10 protein-coding genes are annotated in these 17,042 nt (G+C 44.0%); all 10 read left to right on the top strand.

The genetic code is table 11. The features are described 5' to 3' along the window. Positions 1-136 precede the first annotated feature (136 nt). The 10 genes from DXA15_RS15595 (at position 137) to DXA15_RS15560 (ending at position 16,916) form a co-directional block, all read left to right on the top strand. Positions 137-1,972, top strand: coding sequence for a right-handed parallel beta-helix repeat-containing protein (locus tag DXA15_RS15595; RefSeq protein WP_128134609.1), 1,836 nt, complete (start codon positions 137-139; stop codon positions 1,970-1,972). A 16-nt stretch (positions 1,973-1,988) separates the two neighbouring features. Beyond that, entirely contained in the window at positions 1,989-4,508 is a 2,520-nt protein-coding gene (gene galB / locus DXA15_RS15590) for a beta-galactosidase GalB (RefSeq protein WP_128134608.1), read from the top strand. Positions 4,509-4,524: 16 nt separating this feature from the next. Further along, positions 4,525-6,108: a glycoside hydrolase 43 family protein gene (locus tag DXA15_RS15585; protein ID WP_128134607.1), complete on the top strand. Its 1,584-nt coding sequence runs from the start codon at positions 4,525-4,527 to the stop codon at positions 6,106-6,108. Between the two features lie 113 nt (positions 6,109-6,221). After that, complete coding sequence (locus tag DXA15_RS26695) at positions 6,222-7,418, top strand: metallophosphoesterase N-terminal domain-containing protein (RefSeq protein ID WP_233567332.1); 1,197 nt, start codon at positions 6,222-6,224, stop codon at positions 7,416-7,418. Next, positions 7,415-8,728, top strand: a complete 1,314-nt coding sequence (locus DXA15_RS26690) for a PQQ-binding-like beta-propeller repeat protein (RefSeq protein WP_233567331.1) — start codon at positions 7,415-7,417, stop codon at positions 8,726-8,728. The genes DXA15_RS26695 and DXA15_RS26690 overlap by 4 nt, the downstream gene beginning before the upstream one ends. A gap of 84 nt (positions 8,729-8,812) precedes the next feature. Next, a complete protein-coding gene (locus DXA15_RS15575) occupies positions 8,813-10,945 on the top strand; it encodes a hypothetical protein (RefSeq protein WP_233567330.1) in 2,133 nt (710 codons plus the stop codon). Beyond that, positions 10,887-11,069 (top strand): hypothetical protein, encoded by a 183-nt coding sequence (locus DXA15_RS26685; protein ID WP_233567329.1) that lies wholly within the window; start codon positions 10,887-10,889, stop codon positions 11,067-11,069. The genes DXA15_RS15575 and DXA15_RS26685 overlap by 59 nt, the downstream gene beginning before the upstream one ends. A 59-nt stretch (positions 11,070-11,128) precedes the next feature. Then, positions 11,129-13,450: a glycoside hydrolase family 31 protein gene (locus tag DXA15_RS15570; protein WP_233567336.1), complete on the top strand. Its 2,322-nt coding sequence runs from the start codon at positions 11,129-11,131 to the stop codon at positions 13,448-13,450. A 129-nt stretch (positions 13,451-13,579) separates the two neighbouring features. Then, positions 13,580-15,475, top strand: coding sequence for a right-handed parallel beta-helix repeat-containing protein (locus tag DXA15_RS15565; RefSeq protein ID WP_128134605.1), 1,896 nt, complete (start codon positions 13,580-13,582; stop codon positions 15,473-15,475). Positions 15,476-15,485: 10 nt separating this feature from the next. Beyond that, positions 15,486-16,916, top strand: a complete 1,431-nt coding sequence (locus tag DXA15_RS15560) for a family 43 glycosylhydrolase (RefSeq protein ID WP_128134604.1) — start codon at positions 15,486-15,488, stop codon at positions 16,914-16,916. Positions 16,917-17,042 lie beyond the last annotated feature (126 nt).

The raw sequence follows: 17,042 nt of genomic DNA, 5'->3' as shown, positions 1-17,042 counted from the left end.
ATGTGATTTTATAAAATAAGGAATTGCATAGACACAGAAAGCAATAATAATCCACGGAATAGGCCGCTATTTGCTATTTTAAATAGCGATAGCTGTTTTTATATTTGTCTCCTTAAATTTGTTAATATTCAAACCTATGTCGTTTAGTAAACATGTGCTAGTCTTATTTTTATTATTATCGGTTCATACGGTGAGGGCTGATAAGGGAGATACTATTTGTGTTTCTTCTTTTGGGGTGTATCCGGATACTTATAAAAATGTAGTAACAGGTTTGCAAGCTGCTATTGATGCCTGTAAGCAAACGGGGGCGAAAGTATTGTCTTTTCCGAAAGGTCGCTATGATATCTGGCCTGAAGGTGCAACCCGGGCAGAGTATTTCATATCCAATACATCGACCGAGTCGGAATGTCCGTCCAAAATAAAAACAATAGGTTTGCTATTTAAAGGGATTGAGAATCTGACTATAGAAGGTAACGGTTCCTTATTGATGTATCATGGTAAAATGATCACAATGGTGTTTGACCATTGTAAGAATATCCAACTTCAAAATATCAGTACGGACTTTCAGCGCCCTACCGCATCGGAAATCTGTTATACCCGGATTGAGAATGAGGGGGTAGTTGTCACGCTCCATCCTGATTCCTGGTATGAGGTTCGGAATGGCAGAATAAATATCTTTGGGGAAGGATGGAAATCGAACCTGATACATTGTAATGAATTTGATCCCGAGAATGGAACTTCACGCTATAGTTCGGGTTGGAAAACATTGTCGGAGTCGGAGGCTAAAGAATTATCTCCTGGGGTCGTCCATTTTGCCACTCCTGCAGGTTTCCGTCCGAAAATAGGGAATATTCTGACTATTCGTGATGTAATCCGCGATCAAGTGGGCATGTTTATCGTAGAGAGTAGCGATATGACTCTTCGTCAGGTCAATATGCATTATATGCATGGCTTGGGGATTGTAAATCAATTTGTAAAAAATATTACGATGGATCATGTCAACTGTATGCCTCCGGAAGGAAGTGGAAGAATATTAGCTGCTTCTGCTGATATGATGCATTTTTCGGGGTGTAGTGGTAAGATAAATATTACGGACTGCCGTTTCGAAGGGGCTCATGACGATCCGATCAATATACACGGGACTAATCTGAGAATCCTGGAGAAACTGGATAAACAGACCTTGAAGCTCCGTTTTATGCATGGTCAGAGTTATGGCTTTACAGCTTTTCATGAAGGAGATGAAGTTGCATTTGTCAGGGCGAAACGTATGGAACGATACGCGGCATCTAAGGTCTTGTCTGTTAAAAGGCTTTCTGAAAGAGAAGTAGAACTTCGGTTGGATAAACCAGTACCGTCGGAGGTGGAGTTGAATTTGGATTGTATTGAGAATATGACCTGTACACCGGAAGTGGAAATAAAGAATAATTATTTTACACGGACATGTACTCGTGGTTTATTACTCACCACACCTCGTAAAGCTGTTGTTGAAAATAATATTTTCAATAAAACCGGAATGAGTGCAATCTTAATTGAAGGGGATGCAGAAGGGTGGTTTGAGTCTGGTCCAGTGTCGGACGTGTTGATTCGTAATAATACGTTTATCGATTGTGCTTATCAGGGTGGACCGGGTAATGCGGTGATTGCCCTGAACCCTTCAAATACGGTGATCGAACCGAATCGTCCGGTACACCGGAATGTCCGGATCGAGAATAATACATTTAAAACCTTCGATTATCCGGTTCTTTATGCGAAAAGTACATCCGATCTTTTATTTAAAGGTAACCGGATTATTCGTACTACCGAGTTACAACCATCGTCAGGTAATAAAAATACCTTTCTGTTAAATGGTTGCGACCGGGTTGTTATTGAAGGTACAAGTTTTGAAGGTGAAGTATTGGGGCGTAACCTTCGAATTGAAAATATGAAGAAAAAGAATGTATGTTATTCAAAAGATATCATGTTTGAAAAATAATGTTATTAGAATCAATATGAGAAAGTCTTATTTAATCATAGCATGTATAAACATGTTCGGATTGTTTGCCTGGGGGCAACGGTCCGAATTGAATTTTGATAGAGATTGGCGGTTTGCCCGGTTTGGTTTGCAGGCGGATGGTTCGCGTGTGGAGGAACCGGATTCTTTGCAGGCTTATTCGTTTAACGATTGGGATTGGAGGAGGCTGGATGTTCCCCACGATTGGGCGATCGAGGGACCTTTCCGGATCGACCTGGATGGGTATACCGGAAAATTGCCTTGGCAGGGCATCGGCTGGTACCGTAAATATTTTGAAGTATCGTCGAAAGATAAAAAGAAACGGTTTTATCTGGATTTCGATGGGGCGATGGCGAATGCCGAAGTTTGGCTCAATGGGAAAAAAGTGGGGGAATGGCCTTACGGATACAGCTCTTTCCGGGTTGATTTGACCCCTTATCTTTTGTATGATAAGAAGAATGTGGTGGCTGTCCGGTTGAATACCGAAAAGTTTGGTTCCCGCTGGTATCCCGGTGCCGGAATTTATCGGCATGTACGGTTGGTAAAAACGAATCCTGTACATGTGGCACATTGGGGTGTTTTTGTGACAACTCCTGAAATCACGGACGAACGGGCTAGTGCTTTGGTCAATGTCGAAATACAGAATAATTTGTCGGAAACTGTAGACGGACAGTACGTGGTCGATATTTATGAACTGGATAAGGATGATGTACCGGGCGAGAAAGTTGCAGTCGGTTTAAAGAAACAATTACTGTTGAAACCAAATCAATTGACTGGCGATACGGTCTCTTTGCTTGTGAACTCTCCGAAACGATGGAGTCTGGAGAATACTAACCGCTATTTGGCTCGTGTGTCGGTTTATAATAAAAACAAACTGGTGGATGTGTATGATACGTCATTTGGTTTCCGGACCATTCAGTTCACACATGATAACGGCTTTCTGTTAAACGGTAAACGCGTGCAGATAAACGGGACATGTAACCATCACGACTTGGGGGCTTTGGGAGCAGCCGTAAATAAGGTTGCTATGGAGCGCCAATTGCGCATACTGAAAAGTTTTGGTTGTAATGCAATACGTACCTCTCATAATCCTCCGGCACCGGAATTGTTGGAGTTGGCGGATAAAATGGGGTTTCTGGTTATGGATGAGTTGTTCGATAGTTGGACAATAGGTAAAAAAGAGGGTGATTACAGTTCTTTATATGAAAAGTGGCATGAAAAAGATATAGAAATGCTTGTTTGCCGGGACCGGAACCACCCGTCCGTCATCTTATGGAGTACCGGGAATGAGTTGCCGGAACAATATAATCCGGAACTTGGAATCGTTAAACATCTGACAGAAGTGGTTCATCGTTTCGATACAACTCGTCCGGCTACGTTCGGGGCCTCTTATCCAAGTAAGTCAGCTGTGAATGGAACAGAATTGCAGGTGGATGTTCATGGTATGAATTATGCTGCCGGCGTATATGGAGGGCCTGATTTCTATGGGGAATTTTTGAATAAGAAAGGGCATGAGCATTTGTCGGGATATTCCAGTGAATCGAGTTCGACGATGAGTTCCAGAGGCGAATATTTTCCACGCCAACTCCATGTTTCATCTTATGATTTAACGCAACCCGGATGGGGAGGATTACCCGATTGGGAATTTGCTGCATTGGATAAATATCCGGCCATTTGTGGTGAATTTGTATGGACGGGCTTTGATTATTTGGGTGAACCGACTCCATTTAATAGTGATGCCAGTGTCTTGTTGAATCATTCGGCGGCCATGACAGAGGAAGAACTAGCCAAGCAGCGTGAAGAATTGAACAAGATAGAGCGTAATCGCCCTACATCGCGGAGCAGTTATTTCGGTATTGTTGATCTGGCAGGTTTCCCGAAAGACCGCTATTACCTATATAAGGCGCGTTGGATGCCAGATACGCCAATGGTACATATCCTTCCACACTGGAATTTTCCCGATCGGGTAGGTAAAGTGACACCTGTTTTTGTATATAGTTCGGGGGACGAGGTAGAACTTTATCTGAACGGCAAGTCGTTGGGTAAGAAAAAGAAACAACCGTATGAATACCGTTTCCGTTGGGACAGTGTGATGTATGAACCGGGAGAATTAAAGGCTGTTGCTTATAAGCAGCATAAAAAGTGGGCGGAAACCCGTGTGCAGACCACCGGTGATCCCGTCCGCCTGAAGGCTGTGGCGGATAAGACATCTATTAAGGCAGATGGCGAAGACTTAGTCTTTGTTAAAGTTTCGTTGGTGGATAAAGATGGATACGATGTGCCGACAGCCGAGAACCGTATCTTCTGTAGCTTGGAAGGTGACGGGGTAATTGTCGCGACCGATAATGGTGACCCGACTTGTTTGATCACCTTTTCGGAACCGTCCCGTCCGGCGTTTAACGGTTTGTTTCTGGCAATAGTCAAAGCTAAACGAGAAGGGAAAAAGCCGCTTCGCTTGATTATCAGTTCGGAGGGATTGGAAAAGGCGACGGTTGATATTGAGATAGATCATGAATAATAAAATAAGAACATATATGGGGTTGAAATCAAGTTTAGTTATCGTTTTGTCATTGATGGCAAGTTATGTTGCAGATGCGCAACAGGTTTGGACACCGGATAACGGTAATGGGACTTTTACGAACCCGATCATGTGGGGTGACTGGCCGGACCCGGATGTTATTCGGGTGGACGATAAGTTCTATTTCGTGTCTACAAGTATGAATTATGTGCCCGGATGTCCGATTGCCGTGTCGAAGGATTTGGTCAATTGGGAGATGGCGGGCTATGCTGTCGACCGTTACGATGAAGACCCGCGTTTTGACATGCAAGGAGGTACAATGTATATGAATGGGTCGTGGGCAGCCACGATACGCCATCATAACGGTAAGTTTTATGTCGGTTTTTGTACGCCTAACGGATGGGGAAACGAGCAAGGCCATTTCTCGATCTGCATAGCCGACAAGCCGGAAGGACCGTGGGAGCGGACGATATTCCCGGAATATTTGTATGATCCGGGGTTGTTCTTTGATGATGACGGCAAAGTATATGTAGTCCACGGACAGGGCCGGTTATTCATTACGGAACTGAATGCGGATGTGAAGTCAGTTAAAGGAAAGCCTGTGGAGATATGGAATAAGGGTTTTAAAGACAGCCGGACCTGGGGACCGAATTTCGGCATGGAAGGAGCCCATATGTATAAAATAAATGGTATGTACTATATCACCTGTCCGGCAGGAGGTACGGAAGGTTGGCAGGTCTGTCTTCGTTCGAAAAATATTTACGGCCCTTATGAACATAAGGTGATTGTGGAAGATGCGACATCTTATCCGCCGAACGGATTGCACCAAGGGGGAATGGTACAGCTGGAGAATGGAGATTGGTGGTTCATCATCATGCAAGACCGTGGTCCTATCGGCCGTGTACCTCATTTGTTGCCGGTGAGGTGGGTAGACGGATGGCCCATGTTGGGAGTCGATGGCAAAGATGTGATTACTTACCGGAAACCGGAAGTAGGTAAAAAACAACAACGTTTGACAGCTCCGGCCACGACTGATGAATTTGACGGTAAACAGTTGGGATTACAATGGCAATGGAATCACAATCCGGACAATACGAAATGGTCGTTGACGGAACGTCGTGGATATATGCGTTTGAAAGCATCGCAAGCCCCGAAATTGTATGAAGCCCGTAATACATTGACCCAGCGTGTGCAAGGCCCGTCTTCGGAAGGTTCGGTGGAGATGATCGTGTCGGGAATGAAAGACGGCAATGTGGCAGGGCTGGGAATTTTTCAGCTTCCTTATGCTTACGTGGCAGTGAAACAGGAAGGCAGCAGCCGTAAGATTGTCATGTATGACGGTGACAAGGAGATCGAATCGGTGGATAACTTTACTGGCGACAAGATCTGGTTCAGGGCACGTGTCATGGACAAGAATTTTACGGCACGTTTTTATTACAGTCTGGATGGGATGAATTATTCCCCGATCGGTAAAGAACACAAGATGGAGCTGGGATTACCTTGGACCGGCAATCGTTTCGCCTTGCTCAACTTCACCACGAAAGCGGAAGGCGTGGATGGATATGTTGATTTTAACTGGTTCCGGTTTACGAATAAATAGCTAAGGTGACACCAAATTGCAATAATAATCCACGGAAAAGGCAGCTATTTGTTATTTTAAATAACGGTAGCTGTTTTTATATTTGCATGGACTAATTTGTTAATATTTAAAGCATGAAAAAAATAATATTGGGAATGTTGTTGGCATTCCCTGCCATCGTGTCGGCGCAACATACCGGCAAAGTTTTTGTAGACGCGAACCACAATGGGCGTTGGGACAAAGGTGAAACCTTGATGAAAGGAATATCGGTTTCCGATGGATTAAACGTAGTTTTAACCGATGAAAAAGGATGTTTTTGTTTGCCGGGGCACGAGAAGGAGCGTTTTATTTTTATCACGACTCCTTCGGGGTATAAGACCGAGAATGCGTATTATCACCGTATTGAAGAAGGGCAGACCAGCTATGACTTCGGGTTGTTGCGCTATGATGCGGTGAAAAGTGATGGAAGCCATAAGTTTATCCATATATCGGATACCGAGATCGGCGAGGAACAAGGGCAAGACGAATGGACGGAAGGAATGCGCGAATATGCCGCCAATGAAAAGGTGGCTTTTATTATCCACACGGGCGATATTTGTTATGTAGGCGGTTTAAATAACCATATCAAGGTGATGAATTCATCGAATATGCCCGAAACGCAGGTGTTCTATTCGGTAGGTAACCATGACCTGGTTGCTGGAAAATACGGGGAGGAATTATTCGAAAAGATTTATGGACCTACATTTTATTCGTTTGAGGTAGGTAACGTGCATTACATTGTCACCCCGATGCCGGGAGGCGACCATGCGCCAAGTTACCGGTTGGATGACGTGTTCACTTGGATGGCGAACGATTTGAAGCATGTCGGCAAGGATAAAGCGGTTTATGTGTTCAACCACACCATCCCCGGCGAATGCGGGTGTCCTGACTTTAAATATACGTTGAAGAATAAAGAAACGGTTGATTTGTTGGCTCATAACCTGAAGGCATGGCTTTACGGGCATTGGCATGTCAACCATATTTATACCCATCCGGATAATGGGATTGGCGTGATCTGTTCTTCCACGCCGGTTTATGGCGGCATTGACCATGCTTCATCCGCTTTCCGTGTCATGAACATTGATGGCAAAGGCGACTTTACTTCTGATTTCCATTATTCCTATATGGACAAGCACATGGTCATCGCTTCCATTCAGAACCACCAGGCGGCCATTACCCCGGAAGGGACTATCCCCTTGGTTGTGAATGCCTATTCGACCGCCAGCCCGGTAACACAAGTACGCTATTCCTGTACTTTCGACGGGAAGACCATCGTGCAGGTAAGCCGATGAAACAACAAAGCGATTTTGCCTGGACAGCCGAGATGACTTTGCCACAAATAGCCGAAGGACATTATGTGACCGTTATTGCCGAGGCTCATTATGCAAACGGGGAGATCGGTAAAAAGACGGCCTCATTCTTGTATGACAAAAAGAATACGCCCCGGATTGTAGCCGATGGGGATTGGGCAAACCTATTGGGGAATCCGGAGCATGTCGGCATTGTGAAAGATACGCTTCGTGCTCCCCGTTTGGCTTGGACAACAAACGTGGGTTCTAACATCTATATGTCTTCCCCAGTGGTCAGCGAAGGCTTTATTTATGTTGCTTCCCTCGACGATAACGAAACCGGCAAGGCTTCTTTGACCAAGATAGACGCGGCTACCGGCAAGTGTGTCTGGAAATGTCCGTTGAAATCGTCTGTCCGCAATAGCATTGCGGTTGAGTCGGGGCTTGTGTTTGCCCAGGATGTGCAAGGGATCGTGTATGCCGTGAAAACATCCGATGGCTCTATTGCCTGGCAAAAGGATTTGAAGATTGGCGTGACTCCGGGGTTGAACGATGGACTGGTTGCGAAAGAGGGCATTGTTTATGCCGGTACGGGGCTTCAATTGACAGCCTTTAAGGCTTCTACGGGTGAAATCATTTGGCAAAACAAAGGCTGGATACGGGGTGAAGGTTGCGTGGCCACGTTGGCGTTGAGCCGGAATGATGTTGTGATCGGGAGCAGGCATTGGGGAGGTTTGTTCGGCAACGATGCAAAGACCGGCGAGAAGCTTTGGGAAGACATAGATCCTGATTTACGTTTCCGTGCGGCTACTCCAGCCGTATGGGGAGATGTCATGTATGTTACCTCCGCCAACTCGTTGTTGGTGGTAGAGAATAAGACCGGGCGTATCCTCATGCGTAAGAAATTGGGTGAAGGGGTCGAAGTGGCTTCTACTCCTTTGGTGACGGACGATGCGATCATCTTCGGTACCTCTACCAATGGGATGGTAGCATTGGACAAAGAGACTTTGGAAGAAAAATGGCGTTTCAAGACCCGCGAAGCTATGATTCTCTCCGCCCCTTACCAAGGAAACCATCCGGCAACGGTGGAAGCCAGCCCGGTCATTTGCGGGGATCAGATCTATATAGGGGCTTCCGATGGAACACTCTATGCCATCCATGCCAAGACCGGACGCTTGCAATGGCGGCATCATCTGGGTACTCCGGTCTTTGCAACGGTTGCTGTATCGGGTAATGGTATTTTTGTAGTAGATTTTGGGGGCAACGTGTATGGGTTTGCAGCTCAAAATGGTTACGAATCTCAAAATAAATAAGAAAAATAAGGCTGTTATCTAAATGTTTTTGGTACAAGAAGTGTATTCTTATATAGAGAGTAAATAAAACATATAAATTATATCATGAAGAAAACATTATCTTTTGTAGCTGTAACTCTGTTATTATGTAGTTGCGAGTCGGGTACACATCAATCGTTTAAAACAGATCGGTTCGGTATTGATATAGATAACCGGGGATATATCACCGGTATGTGGAACCTTACGCGCGAAAGTCGCAATTTCAGCCCGGCAGACCAGCCATCGCCCTTGTTGTCTCTTTATGACGAAGACCTGAAACGGTATTATTATCCGCAGAAGGCTCATTACAGCGGAGGCAAGTATCGGTTGGAATACGAGAACGGCTCTGTGGCAACAGTTGCTTTGGATGAGAAGATAAAATATTTCAAGTTGAAGTTGGAAAGTTTGGAACCTCGCAATGGAATCGATGGCATACAGTGGGGTAATTATTATACGAATATTACCAATTTATTAGGGGAAATGATCGGGGTGGCCCGTGATACTTCGGCTGCGGTAGGTTATGCTATCGGAGCTTTGGCGTTGGACGATAATACGATTGGCGGAGAATCACGTTTTACATCCGAAACAGGTCCTTCGGGTTATATTGCCCATACACCTGATCCGGTGAATCATCCATTACCGTTAACATTGCATGAAGGGCAACAGTTTACGATGGGAGGCGACGGAATCAACGATGTGGCTTTTTATAATCGGAAAGAATCGTATTTCCGTATTCTATATGGCAATACGGCTTTTGTTGATTGTAACGGACGAATTAATATACGCTATCATTCGCGTGATCGCCGGAAAGGTAAGATGATCTATTCTCCGGAAGGTAATCCTATCTTCCAAAATAATGAACCTAACCACATGATGCGTCAGGATGTTCCGGGAGTGGATTTCATCGGTTCGTCTATCGCTTTGTGGGGTAGCCCGGATAGTACGGCTTTGATGGAAGTTATTCAGGATATCGTTTTGAATGAGGGCTTGCCTTATCCTACTTTCCAGGGTAAGTGGGTAAAAGATCCTACAACTTTCATGCCGGATCTATGTACATACGGAGGACTTATGGACAGTGTGGCATCGTATGCTAAACAGATGGGATTGAAAGTGATTCATACGTACGACCAACCTTTCTTGCATGCCGATAGGGGAAATGGCGGTTTCATTGACGGTCCGCGACATGAAAAGAAACGCTATCATTTCACAGATAAGGATTTGTCTACTCGCGAGTATGCCGACCTGTTGGCTAAAGAGGATTTGATTTTGGGACGAACATCCATATCTAATTCAATGGCACCCGGAACGAAGGATTGTAGCCCGGTACCTTCGGACAGTATCTGTATTTTGCATCGTCGTTTCCTTATGGAGAATTTGAGCGAGACGGATACGATGATTTATATCGATGATCCTACTCATTTGGAAGAAATAGCTTGTTGGGAAGGACATAGTCCGGAATTGAATATGGTTAAGATCGGTAAGGAATTGATTCACTATTTGGGTGTTACAAAGGAAAAACCATATCGACTCATGAAAGTGACACGTGGTTATTGGGGTACTCAACCTGCTGCTCATATAAAGGGGGATGCTGTGGATAAACTTCAACCTGCGGTAGGTGGAGCATATGCCGGATTGATTCCTAACCTGGAATTACAAGATGAACTGGCACGCCATTATGCCGATATTTGCAAGAACAGCGGATTGGGCATGTTCGATTATGACGGACAGGAGTTTTATTTCCATACTGGTTTTGGCGGTTATGGCGTGAAACGTTTCTTCCGCAATATGTTTGAGCAAGCGAAGAAGCATGGTTTACCTGATATTCGTTTTACGGGGGCGACTTTGTCGGAAGGATCCTGGCATTATCAAAGCACTTGGAATGTGGGAGGCGGTTTGAATATTTATGATGTGAAGAAGCGTGTATGGGGAAGTACGACCAGTCAGGGTAAAGACCTTCGTGATGTTACTTACGCCAACTTTTTCCCGTCTTCATTTGGTGGTAATTTCCCGATTACGGCTGAGTCGACGGTGGAAGATTATGAGCATATTGAAGCTACAGCTATCGGTTATGGTTGTACGTATGCGTTCAGGATCGGTCAGAAAGATGTAGAAAGTTGTCCGCAAAAATATGAGATATTCAATGTGGTACGTACCTGGGAAGAAGCTCGCAGCAGATGCTTTCCCGACACATATCCGTAAGATGTTACAAAACCCGGCATTGAGTTGGCGATTGGAGAAAAAGGCGGATAACAGTGGTTGGACTTTGTATCAGATGGAGAACGGGCAAAAAGGACGTTCGTTTGATTTATATGCTAAAAAGTAATATAAAATTGTAAGATGAAATTGAAAAACTTAAGACAAGTTTTGTGGTTATTTGTGTTTATGCTGACAGGAATAGCTTATGGTAAGGAATACCAAAAAACGAGAAATGGGCTCAAGGCAGATATTGATGACATTCAGGTAGAGATTCAATTTTATTCGCAGGGAATAGTAAGAATACTCAAATATCCCCAAGGAGAGGTGGTGGACAAAAAGAGTTTTTCTGTGATTAAGACACCTGAAAATATTCCATTTTCGGTAGAAGAAGATAGAGGAGCTGTTCTATTGAAAAGTGATAGTCTGAAGGTTAAGTTAGATCTTCAAACAGGACAGATATCTTATTATGACGTACGTGAGAGATGTTTGTTGGCTGAAAAAAGCTGGGGGATTCAATTTACTCCCGTAGAATATGGAGACAATGAGACCTATTTGGTCCGGCAGGCTTTCCGATTGGATAAAGACGAAGCGATTTATGGCCTGGGCCAGCATCAAAAAGGGAAGATGAATCAGCGAAATCAAATGGTTCATTTGCGCCAGGTTAATACGGATATAGCCATACCTTATATACAGTCCATAAAAGGATATGGTGTGTTCTGGGACAACTATTCGCCAACAACATTTACCGACAACTCCATGGAAACTGCATTCGACTCCCAGTCGGGACAATGTGCGGATTATTATTTTATCTATGGAGGGAATGCAGACAATGTGGTCAGAGGCATGCGTGAACTGACCGGGCAAGTGCAAATGAATGCGTTGTGGACGTATGGATTTTGGCAATCACGCGAACGCTATCAAAGCCAGGAAGAGTTAGTCGGAGTGGTTAAAAAGTACAGGGAGTTGCAAGTGCCTTTGGATGGTATTGTACAGGACTGGCAGTATTGGGGAATAGATCCGGCAACTTGGAATGCAGTAGAATTTGGAAATCCTCAGTTCCCGGATCCTCAGAAAATGATTGATGATGTACATGATTTGAATGCGCATATTGCCATTTCCGTATGGCCTTCTTTCGGAAAGAATACAGCTATACATAAGCGATTGAAGCAGGAGAATATGTTACTTGATTTCAAAACCTATCCTGAGCAGGCGAATGTATATGATGTTTTTAATCCGAAAGCGCGTGAGATTTATTGGGAGTATATGAATAAAAATATATTTTCGTTGGGTATGGACGGTTGGTGGTTGGATGCAACTGAACCTGAATTTGGAGATAAAGACGAGAAATTAAATCAACCTACGTATGCCGGGCAATATAGAGGATTGTATAACGCTTTCCCGATTGTCTCTGTGGGGAGTGTTTATGACAATCAACGTATGACATCTTCCGATAAACGTGTCTTTATTCTTACACGTTCGGCTTTTGCCGGACAACAGCGTTACGGGGCAAACTCCTGGTCGGGTGATATACAAGCGACTTGGGACGTGTTGCGTAAACAAATCTCTGCCGGACTGAATTTCTCTGTTTGCGGCATTCCTTATTGGAATACGGATATTGGTGGTTTTGTTACCTGGAATTCTTATCGGGAAGGGGTAAAAGATCCTGCATATAGAGAGTTGTACGTAAGATGGACACAATTTGCGACTTTTACTCCGATGATGCGGTCGCACGGGACGAATACTCCACGGGAAATTTATCAATTCGGGGAAAAAGGTTCGTGGGAATTTGATGCTTTGGAAAAATATGTACGTTTCAGATATAGTTTGTTACCTTATTTGTATTCAACCGCTTGGCAGGTGAGTAAGAATAGCGATATGTTTATGCGTGCTTTGTTTATGGATTACCCTCTGGATAGTAAAGTTCTTGATATGGACAATCAATATATGTTTGGTCGGTCATTGTTAGTTGCTCCGGTAACACAACCGATGTATGTAGATGAGAACAAGCTTGTAAACATACAGGATACACACTCGACAAATGTATATTTGCCTATCGGCAACAGCTGGTTTGACTTTTGGACCGGCAAGCGATACCAGGGCGGACAGTCGGTTACCAAAGAGACTCCTATTGACATCATACCGTTGTATGTAAAGGCGGGTAGTATTCTTCCGATAGGACCTGACGTACAGTATGCTACGGAAAAGAAATGGAACAATCTGGAGATACGTGTTTATCCGGGGGCAGACGGCGAGTTCTTGTTGTATGAAGATGAGAATGATAATTATAATTATGAGAAAGGTGCTTATTCCACCATCTCTTTTTCTTGGAACGACAAAGAGCGGACACTTGTTATCAGTGACCGTGACGGTAAATATCCGGGCATGCTGAATGCAAGAAAGTTTAGGATCGTATTGGTGGATGAGGGGCATGGCATTGACTGTAAGCTTTCCGAAAAAGTCAACAAGGTTGTGACTTATAAAGGATATGAAATGAAAATCCATTTATAAGAAATAGGGTTAGCTTGGAATGAAGCAATAATAATCCACAAAATAGGCAGCTATTTGCTATTTTAAATAGGAATAGCTGCCTTTATATTTGCATTATCTAATTAATTGTAATATTATAATTTTTAAACCATGAAAAAAATACTATGCTTGATTTCGATGTTCTGTTTGTGTGGGAATGTGTTATCAGCCAAAGAATATCATGTGTCGGTAAATGGGAGTGATGCTAATAACGGAGATATTTCATCTCCTTTTAAAACTATAAATTGGGCTGCTCAGAAAGCGTTGCCGGGAGATACGGTTACGGTACATAACGGTGTTTATCGTGAATGGGTGAATCCGTTGAGTGGTGGGGAACGGGAAGGAAAACGTATCCTGTATCGAGTGGCCGAAGGTGAAAAAGCTGAAATAAAAGGTTCAGAGTTGGTGACTGGTTGGAAAAAGGAGAAGAAAGCAAAGGGGGTATGGAAGGTGGTACTGCCTAATTCATTCTTTGGAAACTACAATCCGTTCAATGACCGCCTATATGGTGACTGGCTTTGGTCTGAGCGGATTCATCATACAGGTGATGTTTATTTGAATGATGTTTCGTTTTATGAAGAATTTAGCCTGGATAAGGTGTTTGCACCGGATACACTCCGTACAATACGTGATCCTCAAGGATGTACGAATGTATGGTTCGCAGAAGTAGATGCGGATAATACGACGATTTATGCAAATTTCGGTACTGTTGATCCGAATAAGGAAACAGTAGAGGTATCAGTTCGTCCTACTTGTTTCTATCCGACACGCGAGGGATTGAATTATATCACGATTCGTGGCTTCCATATCAGTCAAGCCGCCACGCAGTGGGCTGCTCCGACAGCCGAACAGGTGGGTATGGTGGCTACTCATTGGTGTAAAGGTTGGATTATTGAAAATAATGTCATTAAAAATTCTCGTGCCAACGGGATTACGTTGGGTAAAGAACGAGCTAGTGGACATAACTTGGAGTGTAACGATCCGCGCTTGGACGGTACGGCTCATTACATAGAAGTAATCTTCAATACCTTGCGTCGTGGATGGAGCAAGGATAATGTCGGTTCGCATATCGTGCGCAACAATATCATTTCTGATTGCGAGCAAACCGGCATCTGTGGTAGCATGGGAGCTGCATTTAGTGAGATTTACGGCAATCATATTTATAACATCTTAGTGAAGCAACAATTTGGTGGTGCTGAAATGGCGGGAATCAAGTTGCATGGTGCGATAGATACCTATATCCATCACAACCGCATTCACAAATCGGGTAATTATGGTATCTGGTTGGACTGGATGGCACAAGGAGCACATGTGTCGTCGAACTTGATATATGATAATTTGGCACAAGACTTGTTCTTTGAAGTTTCCCACGGACCTTACAAGGTTGACAATAATATTTTGCTCTCCCCGCATAGCATACAGGAGAATACGGATGGAGGAGCTTACCTGCACAATATTATCTCCGGGCATATCAATCGACTGGACGATGGGCGTTACACGCCGTACCACTTGGGACACTCGACCGAGGTGAAAGGAATCCGTACTATTACTGAAGGCGACCACCGTTTCTTCAACAATATCTTTATTGGAGGCTATAACGAAAAGCTGAAATATGGCATGGTCGTGTTTGATGTCTCCAAACGCCCTATTTATGCGGGCGATAACCTCTTCCTGAACGGTGCGCTTCCGATGACCGACCGTGAACAAGGTTGGGTGGAGAAGTCGGTCAACCCAAATCTGAAGGTGGAAGAGACTCCCGAGGGCGAGGTTTATCTAGTCAGCGACATCAATTTGCAGGAGCTGTCCTCTTTCAAAGGAAAGAAAATCGGTACCGAAACCCTCGGGTTCACGCAATTGACCGGACTCCCGTTCGAACTCCAGGACGGTACTCCTTATGAGGTGGATAAAGATTATTTTGGCAATGGGCGTTCTGCATCCCCGCTGGTGGGGCCGTTGGAGAACGTATCGTCTACCAACCGTATCAAAGTATGGCCTAACTTAAAATAAAAAAACATCAATGTCATATACAAATCATCTCATTCTGGCGGGCGGGCTGCTTATGGCAGGGCTGCTTGCCGGTTGCCATTTTAATGCGAATGTTTCTATGCAAACACCGGAGGATCGTGCTATCCCGGTATCAAAGAATCGAATGCTAAATCCTATCGCTCCTCCGGGATTGTATATTGCAGATCCTGAGGTAAGGCAGATGCCTGACGGACGTGTTTATGTCTACGGATCGCGCGACGAACCTGGTAATGCCTGGTGTTCTCGCTCTTATAACGTATTATCTTCGTCCGATCTTGTAAATTGGAGTGTGGAGCAATTTTCTTTTGCTACTGATGGTCCGGGTAAACAAGTAGATTACACGGATAGGATTTTATATGCTCCGGACTGTATCCATCATAACGGGAAATATTACCTTTATTATTGTCTTGCCGGAGGTGGAGACGATGAAGGTGTGGCAGTTTCCTCTTCTCCTTATGGTCCGTTTAGGGATGGGAAGGTTATAGAAGGGGTAAAAGGCATTGACCCGTCTGTATTTATTGATGACGATGGGCAGGCTTATTTGTTCTGGGGGCAGGGGTATGCTAAGGGAGCAAAGCTAAGTAAGGATATGCTCTCGATAGAAGGATCAGTTCATGATAGTTTACTAACCTATGAAACGCATTTCTTCAATGAAGGCAGTTCCGTCCGGAAAAGGAACGGCATCTATTATTTTGTATATGGAAGCCATTCTCAACATGGAGAATCTAACTGCGCAACATTAGATTATGCGACTGCGACATCTCCACTGGGCCCCTACACTTACAGAGGGGTTATTATTGATAATTGGGGAAGCGGAAGGAACTTGGTGAATAATCATGGTTGTCTTGTCGAAATTAACGGACAATGGTATATCGCTTATCATCGTCCGACGCATGCGAGTGCGACCATGCGGAAAGCATGTTTGGAACCAATAACATTTAATCCGGACGGTACTATTCCGCAGGTGGAAATGACCACGCAGGGAATCGGTGGCCCTATTTCGCCTCTTTATCGGATGGATGCGGCAAGAGCTTGTCTGATGTCAGGAAATGTTATGGTTGCAGTGCGTCGTCCGGATAATGATATTCCGGTAGAATACTTAGCGGACATTCGCGATGGTGATTATGCCTATTGGAAATATTATGACTTTACAGATACAAAAGTAAATCATTTTGTTTGTAAAACATGGGATAGGAACAAGGCTGCTCAGATAGAAATACGGCTGGATAGCCCTGAAGGGGAATTGATCGGGACGTGTGATATAACCCCAATGGAAGGTGAAACTGCTTATGCTATTCACGAAACAAATATTAAATCAGTTACGGGAAAACATGCATTGGTATTTGTGTTTAAGGCTGTTGATCCGGCTACTAAGGGATTGGATTTGATGAATCTGGAATGGTTTGTTTTTGAGAATAGATGAAAAATTAGAAGCTTTTTTAGAAAATCGTAAGATAGTGCATCTATTTCGGTAGATATGCCAAGTTTAAATGGTACTTAATACAATATCTTTGTATTAATATTATGTAGATTTTATATAAATAGTCTT

It is taken from the genome of Parabacteroides sp. AM58-2XD, assembly GCF_003463685.1.
Classification (GTDB): domain Bacteria; phylum Bacteroidota; class Bacteroidia; order Bacteroidales; family Tannerellaceae; genus Parabacteroides; species Parabacteroides segnis.
This window is presented reverse-complemented; position numbering and strand designations above follow the sequence as displayed.

What these genes read in the sequence shown, in the direction of transcription:
- DXA15_RS15595 (WP_128134609.1), top strand. Translation starts at nt 137, where the DNA reads ATGTCGTTTAGTAAACATGTGCTAGTCTTATTTTTATTATTATCGGTT.
- galB (WP_128134608.1), top strand. Translation starts at nt 1,989, where the DNA reads ATGAGAAAGTCTTATTTAATCATAGCATGTATAAACATGTTCGGATTG.
- DXA15_RS15585 (WP_128134607.1), top strand. Translation starts at nt 4,525, where the DNA reads ATGGGGTTGAAATCAAGTTTAGTTATCGTTTTGTCATTGATGGCAAGT.
- DXA15_RS26695 (WP_233567332.1), top strand. Translation starts at nt 6,222, where the DNA reads ATGAAAAAAATAATATTGGGAATGTTGTTGGCATTCCCTGCCATCGTG.
- DXA15_RS26690 (WP_233567331.1), top strand. Translation starts at nt 7,415, where the DNA reads ATGAAACAACAAAGCGATTTTGCCTGGACAGCCGAGATGACTTTGCCA.
- DXA15_RS15575 (WP_233567330.1), top strand. Translation starts at nt 8,813, where the DNA reads ATGAAGAAAACATTATCTTTTGTAGCTGTAACTCTGTTATTATGTAGT.
- DXA15_RS26685 (WP_233567329.1), top strand. Translation starts at nt 10,887, where the DNA reads ATGTGGTACGTACCTGGGAAGAAGCTCGCAGCAGATGCTTTCCCGACA.
- DXA15_RS15570 (WP_233567336.1), top strand. Translation starts at nt 11,129, where the DNA reads ATGCTGACAGGAATAGCTTATGGTAAGGAATACCAAAAAACGAGAAAT.
- DXA15_RS15565 (WP_128134605.1), top strand. Translation starts at nt 13,580, where the DNA reads ATGAAAAAAATACTATGCTTGATTTCGATGTTCTGTTTGTGTGGGAAT.
- DXA15_RS15560 (WP_128134604.1), top strand. Translation starts at nt 15,486, where the DNA reads ATGTCATATACAAATCATCTCATTCTGGCGGGCGGGCTGCTTATGGCA.